Origin of the sequence: Streptomyces drozdowiczii, from assembly GCF_026167665.1 — a bacterium.
GTDB lineage: Bacteria > Actinomycetota > Actinomycetes > Streptomycetales > Streptomycetaceae > Streptomyces > Streptomyces drozdowiczii_A.
On sequence record NZ_CP098740.1, the window covers coordinates 2,406,746 to 2,424,519 of the forward strand.

At 71.8% G+C, this 17,774-nt stretch carries 18 protein-coding genes and 1 pseudogene; 8 read left to right on the plus strand and 11 right to left on the minus strand.

Going from position 1 to position 17,774, the window contains the following annotated elements; translation table 11 throughout:
* Window positions 1-181: 181 nt before the first annotated feature.
* Window positions 182-1,027, plus strand: coding sequence for an alpha/beta fold hydrolase (locus NEH16_RS10615; RefSeq protein WP_265541610.1), 846 nt, complete (start codon window positions 182-184; stop codon window positions 1,025-1,027).
* A 31-nt stretch (window positions 1,028-1,058) separates the two neighbouring features.
* Here the strand turns inward: NEH16_RS10615 and NEH16_RS10620 are convergent, their stop codons facing one another.
* Window positions 1,059-1,946 (minus strand): NYN domain-containing protein, encoded by an 888-nt coding sequence (locus NEH16_RS10620; RefSeq protein WP_073964097.1) that lies wholly within the window; start codon window positions 1,944-1,946, stop codon window positions 1,059-1,061.
* Window positions 1,947-2,167: 221 nt separating this feature from the next.
* Here NEH16_RS10620 and NEH16_RS10625 point away from each other — a divergent pair, with 221 nt between their 5' ends.
* A complete protein-coding gene (locus tag NEH16_RS10625) occupies window positions 2,168-2,320 on the plus strand; it encodes a hypothetical protein (RefSeq protein WP_018105503.1) in 153 nt (50 codons plus the stop codon).
* A gap of 91 nt (window positions 2,321-2,411) precedes the next feature.
* Here the strand turns inward: NEH16_RS10625 and NEH16_RS10630 are convergent, their stop codons facing one another.
* The 3 genes from NEH16_RS10630 to NEH16_RS10640 all read right to left on the minus strand — a co-directional run bounded on the left by NEH16_RS10630 (window position 2,412) and on the right by NEH16_RS10640 (window position 4,736).
* A complete protein-coding gene (locus tag NEH16_RS10630) occupies window positions 2,412-3,017 on the minus strand; it encodes a MarC family protein (protein WP_073964098.1) in 606 nt (201 codons plus the stop codon).
* Window positions 3,018-3,136: 119 nt separating this feature from the next.
* The gene (locus NEH16_RS10635) at window positions 3,137-4,003 is read right to left on the minus strand and encodes a PHP domain-containing protein (RefSeq protein WP_265541612.1); all 867 of its coding nucleotides are present in this window, start codon (window positions 4,001-4,003) and stop codon (window positions 3,137-3,139) included.
* 100 nt (window positions 4,004-4,103) lie between these two features.
* Window positions 4,104-4,736, minus strand: coding sequence for a DUF6758 family protein (locus NEH16_RS10640; protein ID WP_265541614.1), 633 nt, complete (start codon window positions 4,734-4,736; stop codon window positions 4,104-4,106).
* A 204-nt stretch (window positions 4,737-4,940) separates the two neighbouring features.
* Between NEH16_RS10640 and NEH16_RS10645 the strand changes: the two genes are divergently transcribed.
* Window positions 4,941-6,188, plus strand: coding sequence for an MFS transporter (locus NEH16_RS10645; protein ID WP_265541617.1), 1,248 nt, complete (start codon window positions 4,941-4,943; stop codon window positions 6,186-6,188).
* A 5-nt stretch (window positions 6,189-6,193) separates the two neighbouring features.
* Here the strand turns inward: NEH16_RS10645 and NEH16_RS10650 are convergent, their stop codons facing one another.
* Window positions 6,194-6,778: a suppressor of fused domain protein gene (locus NEH16_RS10650; protein WP_265541619.1), complete on the minus strand. Its 585-nt coding sequence runs from the start codon at window positions 6,776-6,778 to the stop codon at window positions 6,194-6,196.
* Window positions 6,779-7,183: 405 nt separating this feature from the next.
* Here NEH16_RS10650 and NEH16_RS10655 point away from each other — a divergent pair.
* Window positions 7,184-8,304 (plus strand): annotated as a pseudogene (locus NEH16_RS10655) (magnesium and cobalt transport protein CorA).
* 23 nt (window positions 8,305-8,327) lie between these two features.
* A complete protein-coding gene (locus tag NEH16_RS10660) occupies window positions 8,328-8,843 on the plus strand; it encodes a hypothetical protein (protein ID WP_073964104.1) in 516 nt (171 codons plus the stop codon).
* A 6-nt stretch (window positions 8,844-8,849) separates the two neighbouring features.
* Here NEH16_RS10660 and NEH16_RS10665 read toward each other — a convergent pair whose 3' ends face one another.
* Entirely contained in the window at window positions 8,850-9,620 is a 771-nt protein-coding gene (locus NEH16_RS10665) for a hypothetical protein (RefSeq protein ID WP_265541621.1), read from the minus strand.
* Window positions 9,621-9,826: 206 nt separating this feature from the next.
* Here NEH16_RS10665 and NEH16_RS10670 point away from each other — a divergent pair, with 206 nt between their 5' ends.
* The 3 genes from NEH16_RS10670 to NEH16_RS10680 are packed head-to-tail and all read left to right on the plus strand — an operon-like array spanning window position 9,827 to window position 12,823.
* The gene (locus tag NEH16_RS10670) at window positions 9,827-11,101 is read left to right on the plus strand and encodes a magnesium transporter MgtE N-terminal domain-containing protein (protein WP_073964106.1); all 1,275 of its coding nucleotides are present in this window, start codon (window positions 9,827-9,829) and stop codon (window positions 11,099-11,101) included.
* On the plus strand, window positions 11,091-11,645 hold the full coding sequence (locus NEH16_RS10675; RefSeq protein ID WP_265541623.1) for a DUF1003 domain-containing protein: 555 nt from the start codon (window positions 11,091-11,093) through the stop codon (window positions 11,643-11,645). The genes NEH16_RS10670 and NEH16_RS10675 overlap by 11 nt, the downstream gene beginning before the upstream one ends.
* A 44-nt stretch (window positions 11,646-11,689) precedes the next feature.
* Window positions 11,690-12,823 (plus strand): Mrp/NBP35 family ATP-binding protein, encoded by a 1,134-nt coding sequence (locus NEH16_RS10680; protein ID WP_177153942.1) that lies wholly within the window; start codon window positions 11,690-11,692, stop codon window positions 12,821-12,823.
* A 64-nt stretch (window positions 12,824-12,887) separates the two neighbouring features.
* Here NEH16_RS10680 and NEH16_RS10685 read toward each other — a convergent pair whose 3' ends face one another.
* From NEH16_RS10685 to sigE, 5 genes are all read right to left on the minus strand, one after another.
* Window positions 12,888-13,544, minus strand: coding sequence for a hypothetical protein (locus NEH16_RS10685; RefSeq protein WP_265541626.1), 657 nt, complete (start codon window positions 13,542-13,544; stop codon window positions 12,888-12,890).
* A 115-nt stretch (window positions 13,545-13,659) separates the two neighbouring features.
* A complete protein-coding gene (locus tag NEH16_RS10690; RefSeq protein WP_073964110.1) occupies window positions 13,660-14,136 on the minus strand; it encodes a sec-independent translocase in 477 nt (158 codons plus the stop codon).
* Window positions 14,137-14,235: 99 nt separating this feature from the next.
* Window positions 14,236-15,843, minus strand: a complete 1,608-nt coding sequence (locus NEH16_RS10695; RefSeq protein ID WP_265541628.1) for a trypsin-like peptidase domain-containing protein — start codon at window positions 15,841-15,843, stop codon at window positions 14,236-14,238.
* A 123-nt stretch (window positions 15,844-15,966) separates the two neighbouring features.
* Window positions 15,967-16,950: a zf-HC2 domain-containing protein gene (locus tag NEH16_RS10700; protein ID WP_265541630.1), complete on the minus strand. Its 984-nt coding sequence runs from the start codon at window positions 16,948-16,950 to the stop codon at window positions 15,967-15,969.
* Window positions 16,947-17,714 (minus strand): RNA polymerase sigma factor SigE, encoded by a 768-nt coding sequence (sigE, locus tag NEH16_RS10705; RefSeq protein WP_199879017.1) that lies wholly within the window; start codon window positions 17,712-17,714, stop codon window positions 16,947-16,949. The genes NEH16_RS10700 and sigE overlap by 4 nt, the downstream gene beginning before the upstream one ends.
* Between the last annotated feature and the right edge of the window lie 60 nt (window positions 17,715-17,774).

Consider the following 17,774-nt stretch of genomic DNA (forward strand, 5'->3'; position numbering starts at 1 on the left):
CTGACGGGCGGCCCCGGGGATCCCTTCCCCGGGGCCGCCCGCCATTCGCGGACGGGGCCCGCCCTTCCGTCGCGGGCGCGCGGGACCCCGCCGCCCGCCGTTCCCGGGACCCCGCCGCCCACCGCTCCCCGACGGGCCCGCCCGTCATCCGCTGACGCGCGGGACGTCTTAACCTCGTTCCATGAGTCGGCCACCCACTTTCATCCCGCCCTCCTGCGCCCGCGCCCGTGCGCTGCCCACCGCGCGCGGGGACTTCGCCGTGCTGGACGCGGCCCCCGTCGGGGCCCCGCGCGGTACCGCCCTGCTGGTGCCCGGGTACACCGGCAGCAAGGAGGACTTCATCGCGCTTCTGGAACCGCTCGCGGAGGCGGGCTACCGGGTCGTCGCCGTCGACGGGCGCGGGCAGTTCGAGAGCCCGGGGACGGACGACCTCCGGGAGTACGCGCAGGAGGAGCTGGCCCGTGACGTGCTCGCGCAGACGGCCGCGCTCGGCGTCGGCGAGGGCGGGGTGCACCTGCTGGGGCACTCGCTCGGCGGCCAGCTCTGCCGGGCCGCGGTCCTGCTGGACGCGGCGCCGTTCCGCTCGCTGACCCTGATGTCGTCGGGGCCCGCCGAGGTGGTCGAGGCGCAGCAGGTGAAGCTGAAGATCCTCGGTGACGCGCTGGCCACCATGACCATGGACGCCGTCTGGGACGCGATGCGCGCCTTCGACCCGCCGGCCGAGGCGGAGACGGGCGGCGAGGAGCTGCGGCGGCGCTGGCTGCTCCACCGTCCGGCCCAGCTGATCGCGACGGGCCGCCAGCTGGCCGCCGAGCCGGACCGGGTGGCCGAGCTCGCCGCGACCGGGCTGCCGGTCCATGTCGTCTCCGGCGAGGTGGACGACGTCTGGCCGGTGCCGGTGCTGGACGAGATGGCGGTACGGCTCGGGGCGCGCCGGACCCGGATCGAGGGCGCCGAGCACTCCCCCAACACGGGCCGGCCGGAGGCGACCGCCGCCGCGCTCGTCTCGTTCTGGGACGGCCTGTAGGCCCTGCCCGAAGTCCCCGTACCGGCGGATCTCAGTACTGCGACTGGAGGTGCTGCCAGAAGCCGTCGCGCAGCGCCCGGCGCAGCGGAGGGTGGCCGCGCAGGGAGCGCTGGAGGAGGCGTTCCGCCTCGTGCAGCAGGTCCTGGTCGACCGAGCCCGGCAGGAAGGGGTGGCCGGGCAGCAGGTCGGCCAGGGATTCCCGGCCGCGCGCGGCGAGCCAGGCGGCCGCGATCTGCGCGCCGACGAAGTGGACGTCCTCGCGGGAGGGCGCCGGGGCGTCCTCCTCGTAGGTGGTGACGGGGCGTCGGGTCACGTAGGGGCGGCAGAAGTCCAGGTCGAAGGTGCGCTGGCTGTCCACCTCCCAGAGCAGCGGCTCCGCCTGGTTGCGCCCCTCGCCCGCTTCGATGCCCCAGAGGTGGACGCGGGCGCCGTAGCCCTGCGCGGCCTCGACGGCCGAGACGAGGTCCTCGTCGCCGCCGACGAGCGCGGCGTCGCTGATGGCCCGGTGGCGGGCGAGCGATTCCAGGTCGGTGCGGATGAGGGAGTCGACGCCCTTCTGCTGGTTGTTGGCGTTGAGGTTGCCCAGCCTGACCTTGACGTCGGGGAGTTCGGCGATGGTCTGCTGCTCGGTGGTGTGGATGCGGCGCCTGGCCCCGTCGTACCAGTACACGCGCAGCAGCCGGCTGTCCGCGAAGATGGTGCGGGCCTTGTCGATGAACGCCTCGATCAGCCCCTCGGCGTCGAGGTCGAAGGAGCGCCGGTCCTCGGTGCCGGTGACGAGCAGCCCGGCGGCGGCGTACACATAGCCCGCGTCCACGAAGATCGCGTGGGTCGACGGGGTCTTCGAGACCTCGGCGAGTACGCGTTCGAGCAGGGCGTTGGTGCGGTCCAGCCGCTCGCCGATCTCCGCGTCGTTCATGCGCGTCCCGTCGCGCCGACGGGAGTGCCCGCACGCCTGATTACCGGCCGGTACTTAGACATCCGAAAATTTTCCTTAGCGTAGGGAATGATTGCAGGAGGCAAGCCGTTGTAACCACCGTGGGGCGCACGACAGGCATGCCTGGCGCTCCTCATCCTTGCGGACGGGACACCGTCCTCCCAGTAGTTCTCCAGCAGGAGGATCAGACGAAGGGAAGCCCTATGCGCTTCGAGATCATGCGACTCGACGATGTCGACGGTACCGCCGTGGACAGCACCGTCGTGGACGCCGCCTCCGTCAAGCGGATCGTGCAGCAGGCCGCGGCTACGGGCCAGCGCATCTATATCCGACCGGCCGAAAGTCCGGCTTCATAACACCTTGCCGATGTGAGTTGTCGACGTAACGAAGACGAAGCGCCCCCGCACGGAACGATCGTGCGGGGGCGCTGTTGCGTCCGGGTCCGGGTCAGCTGCCCCGGATGACCTGGGTGACGCCGTTGATGATCTGCTGTACGGCGATGGCGGACAGCATCATCCCGGCCAGCCTGGTGACGAGCACGACGCCGCCGTCCTTGATGACGCGGATGATCAGCAGCGAGTAGCGCATGGTCAGCCAGAGCACGATGTGCATGGCGAGGATCGCCGTCCAGACGGAGACCTGGCTCGCCACGCTGTCGGCGTGCTGCACGGCGAGGATCACCGAGACGATCGCGCCGGGCCCGGCGAGCAGCGGCATGCCGAGCGGTACGAGGGCGACGTTGACGTCCTTGGTCTGCGTCGGCTCGTCCGTCTTGCCGGTCAGCAGGTCGAGCGCGATGAGCAGCAGGAGCAGCCCGCCGGCGATCATGAGCGCCGGTACGGAGACGTGCAGGTAGTCCAGGATCTGCTGGCCGAGCACGCCGAAGACGGCGATGACGCCGAAGGCGACGGCGACGGCCTGGAGGGCCATCCGGCGCTGCACCTTGGCGGGGCGGCCCGCGGTGAGGGCGAGGAAGATCGGGGTGATTCCGGGCGGATCCATAATCACAAAAAGGGTGAGAAAAAGGGATCCGAAGACAGCGACGTCGAACACGGGTGAGCCTTGTGGGGAGTGAGCGGGTGTGCGGGTGACCGCGGGGAAGAGGCGCACCGCACCGCCGCCCGGACATGCCGGACGGCGGCGGGGTGGGGGAAGAGAACGAGCGGGTGCCGTTACGCGGTGACGGGTCCGCCGGCGCCCGGCACCGGGAAGGCTCCCGTGGCGCGCCGGGTGATCTCGCCGTAGATCTCGGGGTCGGTGGTGTACGCGCCGAGCTCCACGGTCTTGCGGCTGCCGTGGTAGTCGCTGGAGCCGGTCGTCAGCAGCCCGAGCTCGCGGGCGAGTGCGCGCAGCCGGGTCCTGGTGGGCTCGTCGTGGTCCATGTGGTCGACCTCGATGCCGTCGAGCCCGGCGGCGGCCAGCTCGGCGATCCGCGCTTCGGGCACCGTACGACCGCGCTTGACGGCGGCCGGGTGGGCGAAGACGGTGACGCCGCCCGCGGCCTTGACCAGCCGGATCGCGTCGAAGGGGTCCAGCTCGTGCTTGTCCGCGTAGGCGCGTCCGCCGTCGCCGAGCCAGTCGGGCGTGAAGGCGTCGGACACGGTCGGGACGACGCCCAGCTCGACGAGGGCGGTGGCGACGTGCGGCCGGCCGACGGAGCCGTCTCCGGCGATCCGGGCGACCTGCTCCCAGGTGACGGGGACGCCCAGCTCCTGGAGCTTGCGGACCATGGTCCGGGCGCGCGGCACCCGGTCGTCGCGCACCAGCTCGCGCTCGCGGGCAAATTCCGGCTCCTCGGGGTCGAAGAGGTACGCCAGCATGTGCAGGCCCACGCCGTCGATGCGGCAGGACAGCTCGGCGCCCGGGACGAGGGTGAGTCCTTCGGGGAGCGCGGCGGCGGCCTCGGCGTGGCCGCGCACGGTGTCGTGGTCGGTGAGGGCGACGACGTCCAGGCCCGCTGCGGCGGCGTTGCGCACCAGCTCGGCGGGGGTGTCCGTGCCGTCCGACGCGGTGGAGTGGGTGTGCAGATCGATGCGCACGACGCGTACTCCAGTGCTCGCGGCCGGACGGGGGACACCCCAGGATAACCGGCGCGCGAGCTTGGTCCGGACGGCGCGAAGGCCCTCCGTCAGGGGCCCGTCAGCAGGCGGGGGTGAGGGCGCCGCAGGGCACCAGGTCCACCTCCGCCCCGGCGTCCCGCAGGTCGGTGAGCACCAGCTCGTCGTACATCAGCAGCCCGGACTGCTCGGGCCAGACGATGGCCCACAGCCACAGGCCGCGCGCCTCGCCCGCGAAGACGGCGCGGTCGGCGGGGGCGTGCCTGACGTGCCAGAGGGGGGTGGGACGTCCGGCGGCGAGCACCTTGGAGTCCGGGGGGCCGTCGACGCGCAGCAGGGGCCCGGGGTCCGGTCCGTCGATGCCGGCGTACCGCGCGCCGAGCCCGACGCCCAGCTCCTCGGCGACCAGCAGCAGTTCGCCCATGCCGCCGAGCGGTCCGGGTCCGGAGCAGGCGACGGCGGTGGCGCGTCCGCCGGTGCGGTCGTCCCCCGCACTGGCCACGCCGGTGAACAGCCAGCCGACGGGGAGCGGCCAGGGCATCCACACGGGGACCTGCGCGCGGTGCACCGCGACGCCGAGCGCCTCGACGCTCGGCGGGACGACCGGCTGGAGCGGGTGCACGCTGCCGTGCTCGTCGCACTGCCAGGTGTCGGCGAAGAGCCCCGGCGCCCTGACCCGGCCTCCGCACTTCGGGCAACTCGGTTCGCCCCTCATACCTTCCCACGGTCCTCTCCGGCCGTCGCCGCGTCAAGGACGATCACCCCTGCGCGCCGCGCACCCAGCCCCTCTACCCCGCGCACCGGCGGGTCACCGGGCCGCCCTCGGAGAATTTAGATGTAACTTGCATTCATTAGCTTCTCTAACTTATTCTGTGCATAACGCATCGATCCAGTGGAGCCAGTGGAGAGGAAGAGGCCCATGCCGTCAGAGGCAGTAACGGGAGAGGATCCGTTCAACCAGGAGCCGGTCAGCATCCTGCGCCAGCCGAAGGCCGTCTGGGCCACGGCGGGCGCTTCCGTCGTCGCGTTCATGGGCATCGGCCTGGTGGACCCGATCCTGCCGTCCATCGCCAAGGGCCTGGAGGCGACGCCGAGCCAGGTGTCGCTGCTCTTCACCTCGTACTTCCTGATCACCGCCGTCGCGATGCTGGTGACCGGCTTCGTCTCCAGCCGCATCGGCGGCCGCAAGACGCTGCTGGCCGGGCTGGCGCTCGTGGTGGTCTTCGCGGCGCTCTCCGGCACCTCGTCGTCCGTCGGCGAGCTGGTCGGCTTCCGGGCCGGGTGGGGCCTGGGCAACGCGCTGTTCGTCTCGACCGCGCTCGCGGTGATCGTCGGCGCGGCGGCCGGCGGCAGCTCGGCGGCGATCCTGCTGTACGAGTCGGCGCTCGGCCTCGGCATGGCGTGCGGGCCGCTCCTCGGCGCCCTGCTCGGTGACGCCAGCTGGCGCTACCCGTTCTTCGGGACGGCCGCGCTGATGGCGATCGGCTTCGTCTGCATCACCGCGTTCCTGAAGGAGCAGCCCAAGCCCGCCCGTAAGACCTCACTGCTCGACCCGGTCAAGGCGCTCGGACACGGCGGACTCGCCTCCGTCGCGGCGTCCGCGTTCTTCTACAACTACGCGTTCTTCACGATCCTGGCGTTCACCCCGTTCGTGCTGAACATGACGCCGTACAAGTCCGGCGCCGTCTTCTTCGCCTGGGGCCTGCTGCTCGCGGTCTTCTCGGTGCTCGTGGCGCCCCGGCTCCAGCAGCGGTTCGGCTCGCTCAAGGTGCTCGGCGCCTCGCTGGTGCTGCTCGCCGCGGACCTGGTGGTCCTGGGCTACGGGAGCCACACCACGGCCATCGTCTGCACCATCGTGTCCGGCGCGCTGATCGGCATGAACAACACCGTGTACACGGAGCTGGCGCTCGGCGTCTCGGACGCGCCGCGCCCGGTGGCCAGTGCGGGCTACAACTTCGTCCGCTGGTTCGCCGCCGCCGCGGCGCCCTACCTGGCCCCGAAGATCGAGGAGTGGAGCGACATCCACATCCCGTTCGTGGTCGCCGCCGCCGCCTCGCTGGTCGGTGCGCTCGTCGTCTGGGTACGGCGCTCCGCGCTGACCCACGAGGCGGAGGAGCTGGAGCCGAAGCACGCCACGGAGGACGGCGTCACGGTCTTCGCCAACTGACGCCGTCAGTCCAGATTCGCGGAACGTCGCAGGGGATCGCGCAGGTCGGTCCCCTGCGACAGCCATTTCTCCTGGAGTTCCTGCGCACCCCGGACCCGCTTCCACGCGGCCTCGTTCCGCGTCATCGGCAGCAGCGGCAGAAAGCGGACCGGCTCCAAGGGCTCGTCCAGCTCCAGATCCTCCACGAGCCCCCCGCTCTCCGCGACCAGCACCGAGGTGAACGGCGCGCCCGGCCACAGCGGTTCGCCGACGTCCAGCGACGCGCCGGGCGCCACGACCAGGCCCTCCACCTGGGGCGAGGCCGCGAGCACCGCGAGCGTGCGCAGCACCTGGTCGGTGTCGGCCAGGCCGCCCCGTACCGACAGGACCAGCTCGGCGCGCGGGCCCTTCAGCGGGTCGGCCACGACGGCCGTCGGGTCGGACATCGGCTGGGCGGACATGCCGAGCGTGGCGTACCGCACGATGTCTCCGTCGATGAACCGGAGCACTTCGATCCGGTCAGTCCCGAGAAACGTCACCGCCGCACGCGCGTCCGGTTCACCCAGGGCCGTCCGCAGACGCGCCTCGACCAGAGCAAGAATTTCTGCCATGCCGCGAGCATAGGTCGCGTATGGAACGGGCAAAGTAAGGGATTGGCCCTGTACTGGCTGCTAGCCTGGGGTGTCGGCCCGGGACAGCACGCTGAAGCGTCGCTCTCAAGTCCCGGCGCTACGTCATCCCCCACGGGGGACCGGCAGGAGGAGGTGGGGCTGCGGTGGATCCGAGTCGATCGTGCAGTACCAACCGCTCTTCCGCCGGACGCCCCTCCGTGTGATCTGACACCCGGTCGGGGCCCTGGCATGTCGCACGACGGAAGAGCACAGCCTTTCACCTGTCTGTAGCGAACGCCGTCGTCCTGTCGCCGCGGTGCCGCCCGCTTTGCGGATGTGAGTCCACGTCCCCATTCCGGGCTGTTCCAGGCCCCCCGACGACGGCCCTCCGTGAAGGAGCCAGCCATGTCGATGATCCGTGACCTGCGCGCCGTCGTGCGCCCCTCCCTGCGCAAGAGCACCCCCTGCACAACAGCTACGACACCACCCGCGACCCGTCCGCCTCCAGCGCGGTGGTCGACTGCGCGGTCTACCGGGACGGCCGCCGGCTCGCCGAGACGGACGGCACCTGCCGCACGGCCCGCGAGGCGATGCTCCGGGTCCGGGAGAAGGGCGGCTTCGCCTGGATCGGTCTGCACGAGCCGACCGAGGAGGAATTCGCGGGCATCGCCCGGGAGTTCGGGCTGCACCCGCTGGCCGTGGAGGACGCGGTCCACGCCCACCAGCGCCCGAAGCTGGAGCGGTACGACGACACGCTGTTCACCGTCTTCAAGACCATCCACTACGTCGAGCACGCCGAACTGACCGCGACCAGCGAGGTCGTGGAGACCGGCGAGGTCATGTGCTTCACCGGCCGGGACTTCGTCATCACCGTGCGGCACGGCGGCCACGGCTCGCTGCGCGCGCTGCGCCACCGCCTGGAGGACGACCCCGAGCTGCTGGCCAAGGGCCCCTCCGCCGTGCTGCACTCCATCGCCGACCATGTGGTCGACGGCTACATCGCGGTGGCCGGCGCGGTGCAGGACGACATCGACGAGGTGGAGATCGAGGTTTTCTCCACGCCGGACAAGGGAAGCGCACGCGGCTCGGACGCCGGGCGGATTTACCAGCTCAAGCGCGAGGTGCTGGAGTTCAAGCGGGCCGTCTCCCCGCTGCTGCGCCCCATGCAGCTGCTGAGCGAACGGCCGATGCGGCTGATCGACCCCGACATCCAGAAGTACTTCCGGGACGTCGCCGACCACCTGGTGCGGGTCCAGGAAGAGGTCATCGGCTTCGACGAACTGCTGAACTCCATCCTCCAGGCCAACCTGGCGCAGGCGACCGTCGCGCAGAACGAGGACATGCGCAAGATCACGTCCTGGGCGGCGATCGTCGCCGTGCCGACGATGATCTGCGGGGTCTACGGCATGAACTTCAAGCACATGCCCGAGCTGGGCTGGACGTACGGCTATCCGATGGTGATGGGCTTCATCGGTGTGGTCTGCTTCTCCATCCACCGCATGCTCAAGCGCAACGGCTGGCTCTGAGCGTCCCCGTTAAGCTCTGCCCCATGACTGCTGCTGACACGCTGTTCGGGCCGGCCCTCGTCGAGGAGGCCACGAAGAAGTCGGGCCTCGTCTGGGTGCGTGGCACCGGTGCGGCGCGGGCGCTGTGGCACGTATGGCACGAGGGCGCCGCCCACCTCGTCGGCGACGGCCCCGGCGAGCAGCCGCTCCCGGCCGGGCTCACCGAGGGCGCCACCGCCGAGGTCACCGTCCGCAGCAAGGACAAGGGCGGCCGCCTCGTCGCCTGGTCCGCCTCGGTCACCGTGCTCGCCCCGCACTCCGAGGAGTGGGAGGCCGCCGTCGCCGAGCTGAAGGGCAAGCGGCTGAACGCGCCGGACGCGGAGCGGATGACGGACCGCTGGGCGCGTGAGTGCCGGGTCGTCCGGCTCACGCCCCTGGACGCCCGGACCGAACTGCCCGAGACCTCCGGGGCGGCCGCGCCGCTGCCGACGACGGCGACGACCCGGCTGCCCGTCCCGGCGGGCCTGCCGCGCCTGCTGAAGCGCTCCCTGCGCAAGTAGCGGCGCTCAGGACGAGGTCTTCGGGAGCTGCTTGCCGTAGTCGACGGTCTCGTCCTCCGCGGGGGCCTTCAGCGTGAAGTCCTTGCCCCAGTCGGCGAGCGTGATCACGCCTCCGCCGCCGCCCCGGGCGAAGCGCAGCGGATACGGCTTGCCCTCCAGCGCCACATCGAGCGCGCCGCCCGCGCCCTCGCCGCCCATGATCCGCACCGTGCGCACCCCGGCGACCTTGTCGCGGTCGCCCTTGGTGAGCTTGCCGTGCAGCGTGAGCATCCCGTCGAGCAGCACCTTCTTGTCGGTGAAGCCGCTCAGCTGCTTGTACGTGGGGTCGCCCTCGGGGACCTTGACGTACTTGCCCTCCAGCTTGTCGGCCGCCGCCGTGCCGTCCTCGCCGGTGTCGGCCTTGCCCTCGTCCTCGTGGCTCCAGAAGCCGGCGTCGGCCTTGAGATAGAGCTCGTCGTCGATGCGCAGCAGCGTGAAGGTGCTGTTCTTCGAGGTGACGGAACCGGCGCCGCCCTTGTTCTTGAGCCGCATGTCGATCTTGTACGTGCCGCCCTTGCTGACCAGCGTCCCGGCGAGCCGCACCGCGTCGGCGGAGTCCGTCGCGGCCCGCGCCTTCTTCTCGATCTCCGGCGCGGAGAGCTTGCCGACGCCGTTGGTCCCCTCGTCCGGGTCCTCGCCCCCGCACGCGGTCAGCGCCGCGGTCAGCCCCGCGCAGAGCGCGACGGCGAGGGATGCGTTCCGGCGGCGGGCCCGTACGGCCGGGGCGGAAGAGGTCACAGGCGCACTGCCTCTCGTATCCATGGTGGGGGGTGGCAGACGGCAGCGTACCCGGGTGGCCTACGCCATCCGACCCGGAGCCGTACGGACGGCCAGCCGGGGCGGTCCGCGTGCGCACGGGCTAGCCTGATCACGTCGTCACAGCGCGACAACTGTCGGAAGCGGGCGGCCGGGGGCCGTCCGGAGGTGAGCGAGGAGGTGCGGGGATGACGCCGGTGACGCCCCGGGTCTTCGTCTCGCACCTGTCCGGTGTGCCGGTCTTCGACCCCAACGGCGACCAGGTGGGGCGCGTCCGCGACCTGGTCGCGATGCTCCGCGTCGGCGGCCGTCCGCCCCGGCTGCTCGGCATGGTGGTCGAGGTGGTGAGCCGGCGGCGGATCTTCCTGCCGATGACCCGGGTGACGGGCGTGGAGTCGGGGCAGGTGATCACCACGGGCGTGGTCAACATGCGGCGCTTCGAGCAGCGGCCCACCGAACGCCTGGTGCTCGGCGAGTTCCTCGACCGCCGGGTGCGCCTGGTGGAGACGGACGAGGAGGTCACCATCCTGGACGTGGCCATCCAGCAGCTGCCCGCCCGCCGGGACTGGGAGATCGACAAGTACTTCGTCCGCAAGGGCCGGGGCGGGGCGCTGCGCCGCAAGGGCGAGACGCTGACCGTCGAGTGGTCGGCGGTGAAGGGTTTCTCGCTGGAGGAGCACGGGCAGGGCGCCGAGTCCCTGGTGGCGACCTTCGAGCGGCTGCGCCCCGCCGACGTGGCCAACGCGCTGCACCACCTGACCCCGAAGCGCCGGGCGGAGGTCGCGGCGGCGCTGGACGACGACCGGCTCGCGGACGTCCTGGAGGAGCTGCCCGAGGACGACCAGGTGGAGATCATCGGCAAGCTCCAGGAGGAGCGCGCGGCGGACGTCCTGGAGGCGATGGACCCGGACGACGCGGCCGACCTGCTCTCCGAGCTGCCCGAGGAGGACAAGGAGCGGCTGCTGACGCTGATGCGCCCGGGCGACGCGGCGGACGTGCGGCGGCTGATGTCGTACGAGGAGCGCACCGCGGGCGGCCTCATGACGACGGAGCCGGTCATCCTGCGCCCGGACGCCACGGTCGCCGACGCCCTGGCCCGGGTGCGCCAGTCGGACCTGTCACCGGCGCTGGCCGCGCAGGTGTACGTGTGCCGGTCGCCCGACGAGACGCCGACGGGCAAGTACCTGGGCACCGTGCACTTCCAGCGGCTGCTGCGGGACCCGCCGTTCACGCTGGTCAGCTCGCTCCTGGACAGCGATCTGGTGCCGCTGCCGCCGGGCACCCCGCTGTCGGTGGTGACCAGCTATCTGGCGGCGTACAACCTGGTGTCGGTGCCGGTGGTGGACGAGAGCGGTTCGCTGCTGGGCGCGGTGACCGTGGACGACGTGCTGGACCACCTGCTGCCGGAGGACTGGCGGGAGACGGACTTCCAGGGCCGCGAGGGGGTGCTCCGTGACCGGTGACGACCGCACCCGCGCGTCGAACGGTTCGACGGCGCTGACCCGTACGCCGAGGAACCGGCTCGACCAGCCGAAGGCGCCGCGCCGGCGGCTGCTTCCGGAGTACGACCCCGAGGCGTTCGGCCGGTTCTCGGAGCGCATCGCGCGCTTCCTGGGCACCGGCCGGTTCATCGTCTGGATGACGCTGATCATCATCGTGTGGGTGGCGTGGAACATCTTCGCGCCCGAGCACCTGAGGTTCGACCAGTACCCGTTCATCTTCCTGACCCTGATGCTGTCGCTCCAGGCGTCGTACGCGGCTCCGCTGATCCTGCTCGCGCAGAACAGGCAGGACGACCGGGACCGGGTCACGCACGAGCAGGACCGCAAGCAGAACGAGCGCTCCATCGCCGACACCGAGTATCTGACCAGGGAGATCGCGGCCCTGCGGATGGGCCTCGGCGAGGTCGCCACCCGGGACTGGATCCGGTCCGAGCTGGAGGACCTGGTGAAGGACCTGGACGACCGCCGCGCGCTGTGGTCCGCCGAGAGTGACGAAGACCGCTGACGGGGCTACCCGCGCGTACGGCAAGGCGCCGTACCATCGTCCGTATGGCTACGGAAGACGCGGTGCTTGAGGCACTGGCGACAGTGAACGACCCCGAGATCCACCGTCCGATCACCGAGCTGGGCATGGTGAAATCGGTCGACATCGATCCTGACGGTGTGGTCGCTGTCACGGTGTACCTCACCGTCTCCGGCTGTCCGATGCGCGAGACGATCACCCGGAACGTGACCGACGCGGTGGCCCGCGTCGAGGGCGTCTCGCGGGTCGACGTCACCCTCGACGTGATGAGCGACGAGCAGCGCAAGGACCTCGCGGCCTCGCTGCGCGGCGGCACGGCGGAGCGCGAGGTGCCGTTCGCCAAGCCCGGCTCGCTGACCCGGGTGTACGCGGTCGCCTCCGGCAAGGGCGGCGTCGGCAAGTCCTCGGTGACGGTGAACCTGGCCGCGGCGATGGCGGCGGACGGGCTCAAGGTCGGTGTCGTGGACGCGGACATCTACGGTCACAGCGTGCCCCGGATGCTCGGCGTGGACGGCCGTCCGACCCAGGTCGAGAACATGATCATGCCGCCGTCCTCGCACGGCGTGAAGGTCATCTCCATCGGCATGTTCACCCCGGGCAACGCCCCGGTGGTCTGGCGCGGCCCGATGCTGCACCGCGCGCTCCAGCAGTTCCTGGCCGACGTGTTCTGGGGCGACCTGGACGTGCTGCTGCTCGACCTGCCGCCGGGCACCGGTGACATCGCGATCTCGGTGGCGCAGCTGGTGCCGAACGCGGAGATCCTGGTCGTCACGACCCCGCAGCAGGCCGCCGCCGAGGTGGCCGAGCGGGCCGGTTCGATCGCCGTGCAGACCCACCAGAAGATCGTCGGCGTCGTCGAGAACATGTCCGGCATGCCGTGCCCGCACTGCGACGAGATGGTCGACGTCTTCGGCTCGGGCGGCGGTGCCAAGGTCGCGGAGGGGCTGACCAAGACGGTCGGCGCCGAGGTGCCGGTGCTGGGCGCGATCCCGATCGACGTACGGCTGCGCGAGGGCGGCGACGAGGGCAAGCCCGTCGTCCTGTCCGACCCGGACTCCCCCGCCGGCAAGGCGCTGCGCACCATCGCGGGCAAGCTGAGCGGCCGTCAGCGCGGCCTGTCGGGCATGTCGCTGGGCATCACCCCGCGCAACAAGTTCTGACTCGTTTACGGACACGGGGAAGGCCGGGACCCGAGGGCCCCGGCCTTCCCCGTTGTCGCGTGCGTTACGCGTACGCCTCGATGTCCTCGACCACCGAGAAGCCCAGCCCGTACGCGCTCATCCCGCGCCCGTAGGCGCCGATGTGCACCCCGCCGGGCGCGGAGCCGGCCAGCACCCAGCCGAACTCGGACTCGCGGTAGTGGAAGGGGACCGGGACGCCGTCGACCGGCAGGGACAGCGCCGACCAGGCGGGGCCCTCCAGATCGTCGGCGAGCTCGAACGCGGTCTCCGTCTGCTGGTCCAGCCAGTCGTCGCGCAGGGTGTGGTCGAGCTGCGGGGGCCAGGTGCAGGACAGCAGCCCGGAACCGGCCAGCCAGGCCGCGGAGGACACCGTCGTCGCCTCCAGGACCCCGGTGCCGTCACCACTGCGCCGTACGGGGCTGCTGGCGACGGTCACCACGACCGCGAACCGTTGCTTCTCCGCGCCGGAGTCGGCCCGGACCAACGGCTCGTCGCCGTGCCCGATGGAGCCGTGCTGCACCTCGCCATCGGCGGCGGTGCCCAGGGGCATCAGCCGGCGCGGACCGGTGAACGCCTCGTCCAGCGCGTACCAGGGGAACGGGGCCTTCAGATAGCCGTCGACCACCATGAGCCGGGCCGCCGGGACCGCCTCCACCGCCTCCGGCGCGTCCTGTGCGCCCACCCGACTCGTCGTCTCCATCAGCCCGGCCGCCTCCTCGATCCGTGGGTCCGGAGCGGCCCGCCCCCGCGGGCGCCTCACAACCGGACAGATGGAGAATAGCCATACCGTCCGGGCGACCCGGGATTGGCAGCCCTCAGGTGGCGTCCGCGTCGAACGGCGGCGGGGTGTCCTTCGGCGGCTGTTCGCCCTTCTTGAGCAGGTCCGGAGCGCCCTTCGAGCCGTTCGCGGCCGTGACCGAGGCACCGCCCGACACGCCGGTCTTCGCCTCGACGGACGCGGTGGAGCGTCCGTTCACCGCGTCGGTGACCTCGGTGATCTCCTTGCGCAGGTCGAAGCTCTCGCGGATCTCCTTCAGCCCCAGGTCGTCGTTGCCGTCCATGAGCTGCTTGCGGACGAACGTCTTGGGGTTGAGGTCCTCGAACTCGAAGTCCTTGAACTCCGGGCCCAGCTCCGTGCGGATGTCCTCCTTGGCGCTCTCCGAGAACTCACGGATCTTGCGGATGAAGCGGGAGGCGTCCTGGATGACCTTGGGCAGCTTTTCCGGACCGAAGACGAGCACGCCGAGAATCGCGAGCGTCAGCAGCTCGAGTGCACCTATGTCGTTGAACACCTTGCGGCTCCTCGTATTCTCCGCGACCAGCTCGGATGAGGTCCGGACATCGAACACGGTACCCGGCGAATCTGTCCGCACGGTAGCTTCCCGTGGCGGTCAGGTGCCGGTTGCCGAGCCCAGCGTCAAAGTTATGGACAGGTCTTTACCACCGCGGGTCACGGTCAGATCGAGCCGGTCGCCCGGCCGGTGCGAGCGGATCTTGACGATGAGCTCCTCGCCGCTGTGCACCCGCTCCCCGTCCACCTCGGTGATGACGTCATCCGCCTCGATGCCCGCCTTGTCGGCCGGGCCGCCCGCCGTGACCGGCGAGGACCCCTGCGCGCTCCCGCCGACCTTGGCGCCGTCGCCGGTGTACTTCATGTCGAGCGTGACGCCGATCACCGGGTGGGTCGCCTTGCCGGTGTTGATCAGCTGCTCGGCGACGAGCTTGCCCTGGTTGATCGGGATGGCGAAGCCGAGGCCGATGGACCCGGCCTGGCCGCCCTCGCCTGCCGAACCGCTGTCGGCGGCGCGGATGGCGCTGTTGATGCCGATGACATGGGCGTCGGTATCCACCAGCGGGCCGCCGGAGTTGCCCGGGTTGATCGGCGCGTCGGTCTGGAGCGCGTTGACGTAGCTGACGTCGCTGCCGTCGCCCTTCTCGCCGCCCGCGGTGATCGGGCGGTCCTTGGCGCTGATGATGCCGGAGGTGACGGTGTTGGACAGGTCGAACGGGGCGCCGATGGCCACGACCGGGTCGCCGACCTGGACGTTGTCGGAGTTGCCCAGCGGCAGCGGCTTGAGCCCGGAGACGCCGCTGACCTTCACGACGGCCAGGTCGTAACCGCTGTCCTTGCCGACGACCTCGGCGGTCGCGGTCTCGCCCCCGCTGAAGGTGACGGTGATCTCGCCGGACGAACCGGCCGGGGCGACGACGTGGTTGTTGGTGAGGATGTGGCCCCGGTCGTCGAGGACGAAGCCGGTGCCGGTGCCGGACTCGGTGGCGCCGCTGACGTGCAGGGTGACCACGCTGGGCAGGGCGCTGGCCGCGATACCGGCCACACTGTCCGGGGCGCGGCCGCCGCCGTCCCGCTCGTCCTGGGGCAGTTCGACGGTGGTGAGACCGCCGTTGCGTTCTATGTAGGCGCCTATGCCGCCGCCGATGCCGCCCGCGACCAGGGCCAGGAGCAGCGCGCCGATCAGCATCGCGCCGCGCCGGTTCTTCCGCCGGCCGTCGGGGAGCGGGGGGCCGGGCTGGGTGACGAGCGGCTGCCGGGGCGCGCCCCAGGGGTCGTAGCTCTGCCACTGCGGGGCGGGCGGGTGGGCGGCTTCCTGCGGGTGCTGCGGCGGTGCCGGGGGCGTGAAGGTCTGGGCCGTGGGGTGGTCCGGTGCGACGGAGATCCCCGCGCCGTTCGTCCCCGCGTACGGCGGGGGTACCGGGGTGCCGTGCGCCGGTGTCGGACGCTGTACGGGAGGGGCGGGCGCCCACGGGCCCGGGCCGCCGTAGGGCGGGGTGCCGTACGGGTCCGGCTCGTGCAGCGGCTGCCCGGAGCGGGGGGCGGTGTCCGGGGCGGCCTCGGGGACGCTATCGGGGGCGGTGTCCGAGGCGTCTTCGGGCGCCGCGTCCTCGACGGGAGGCTCCGGGGCCTCGCCGGCCGTGGCCGGCCCCGCTGTGGGCCGGCTCCACCACTTCGCCTTGGGCTCGGTCGGCTTCCCGTCGTCCATGTTCTCCCCGCAACTGCCGCAACCGGCCCTCCGCACGCCCCCGCAGGGGCGTCCCTCCCGAAAATCCTGCCGGAATTCAACCAGGTTTGGGCCGGGGCCGCGCATCCCGTAGCGGGTACGGGATCAGCGACGGGGAGCGAGGGGCAGTCCGTGGTCGGGGGAAGCCGGTTTCGCGGCGGCGGAGGTGGGGGGCAGGGAGGGCTCCGGGGCAGCGGCGGACGGGATCGGATCGAGCCCGCCGCCCTGGGTCCGGCCCAGCAGCGAACCGGCCCCGCCGGGGCGTATCGCGGACGTGCCGGAGCGGAGGCCCAGCCCGTACGCGTTGCCGGAGAGGCGGCCGGTGCCCAGCGGCGACGGGGCGGCGAACCCGGCCGACACGGTGTTCACCGCGAGGGAGACCGAGCGGTCCGCCTGACCGGACATGGTGCGCGCGCCCTGGCCCGGCCCGTTCCGCCGGCCGGCCAGGACGGAGCCGCCGGTCCGGGCATCGGCGCCCGCCGGGGTCACGCTGTTGCCCGAACCGGAGGCGCGCGTCGGGGTCTCGCCGGTGGTCGTCGGGAGGGCGCCGCCGAGCGCGATGGCGGCCAGCGAGACGGCACTGGCGGCGGCGAAGGCGAACCTGCGGCCCCGCCACGGCGAGCGGTCCCCCTCGCGCCCCACCTCGTGGATGCGGAAGCCCGCGCCGGACGAGGGCAGCGCCGCGGCCCCGCCGTGGGTGGTCGGGAGGTAGCCGAAGCCGTCCAGGGGGCCGGGACCGGTGGTGAGGTCCGCCCGGCCGCCCGGTGGGCGCGTCCCCGGGAAGAATCCGTCACCGAACCGTCCGGAGGCGCCCTCGGGTCTTCCCTGCCGGTCGTCGTCATCCCCGGGCGGTCCGCCCGGAAGCCCTTGGAGGCGGGCCAGGAAGCCTTCGGAGGGCGAGGGCGGGGCGGCCTGCGCGAACACGTTCTTCAGGCGGCGCTGGGCGGCCGCCTCGGCCGCGCACTTGGCGCAGGTCGCGAGATGGGCGAGCACCCGGTCGCGGGCATCGTGTTTCAGCTCGCCGTCGACGAGCGCGGCGAGGCGGTCCCCCAGGTGTTGTTCCGCGGGGGTCGGATCCGTTTGGCTCACGCCGTGCCGCCCTCCCCGGCCAGGAGGGCCCCGGCGCCCGCGAGGGACCGCTGCTCGGCGCGCGCCTCGGGCGAGCGGTGCCGCAGCGCCTTGCGCAAGTGGGAGCGCCCGCGGTGGATACGGCTGCGCACGGTGCCCAGCTTCACGCCGAGCGTCGCCGCGATCTCCTCGTACGAAAGGCCCTCGATGTCGCAGAGGACGACGGCGGCCCGGAATTCGGGCGCGAGGGTGTCCAGCGCCTGCTGGACGTCCGCGTCGAAGTGGGTGTCGTTGAAGACCTGCTGGGGCGAGGGCTCACGGCTGGGCAGCCGCTCGGCCGCGTCGTCCCCGAGGGAGTCGAAGCGGATGCGCTGCTTGCGGCGGACCATGTCCAGGAAGAGGTTGGTCGTGATGCGGTGCAGCCAGCCCTCGAAGGTGCCGGGCGTGTAGGTCGACAGCGAACGGAAGACACGGACGAAGACCTCCTGCGTGAGGTCCTCCGCGTCGTGCTGGTTTCCCGTCAGCCGGTAGGCGAGGCGGTAGACGCGGCCGCTGTGCGTGCTGACGATCTCTTCCCATGTGGGCGGGGTCCACGCCTGGGATTCCGCATCGGAGGCGAAGGTCGCGGTCGGTGCGGAGGCTTTGGAAGAACGGTCAGCAATGTCGGTCACGGATTTCGGCTCACCCGCCGACCTGAGAAAGCGCCGCAGCACTCCTCCCCGATCCACAGGCTCAGCCGCACCTCCCCTATCGGCTCTGGTGGTGTCCAGTGGAGCCCCTACCATAACCACCTCGCCCGTTAGCTCCGGATAAGCCTTTTTCCAGCTGGGGCCGGGGAAAACCCC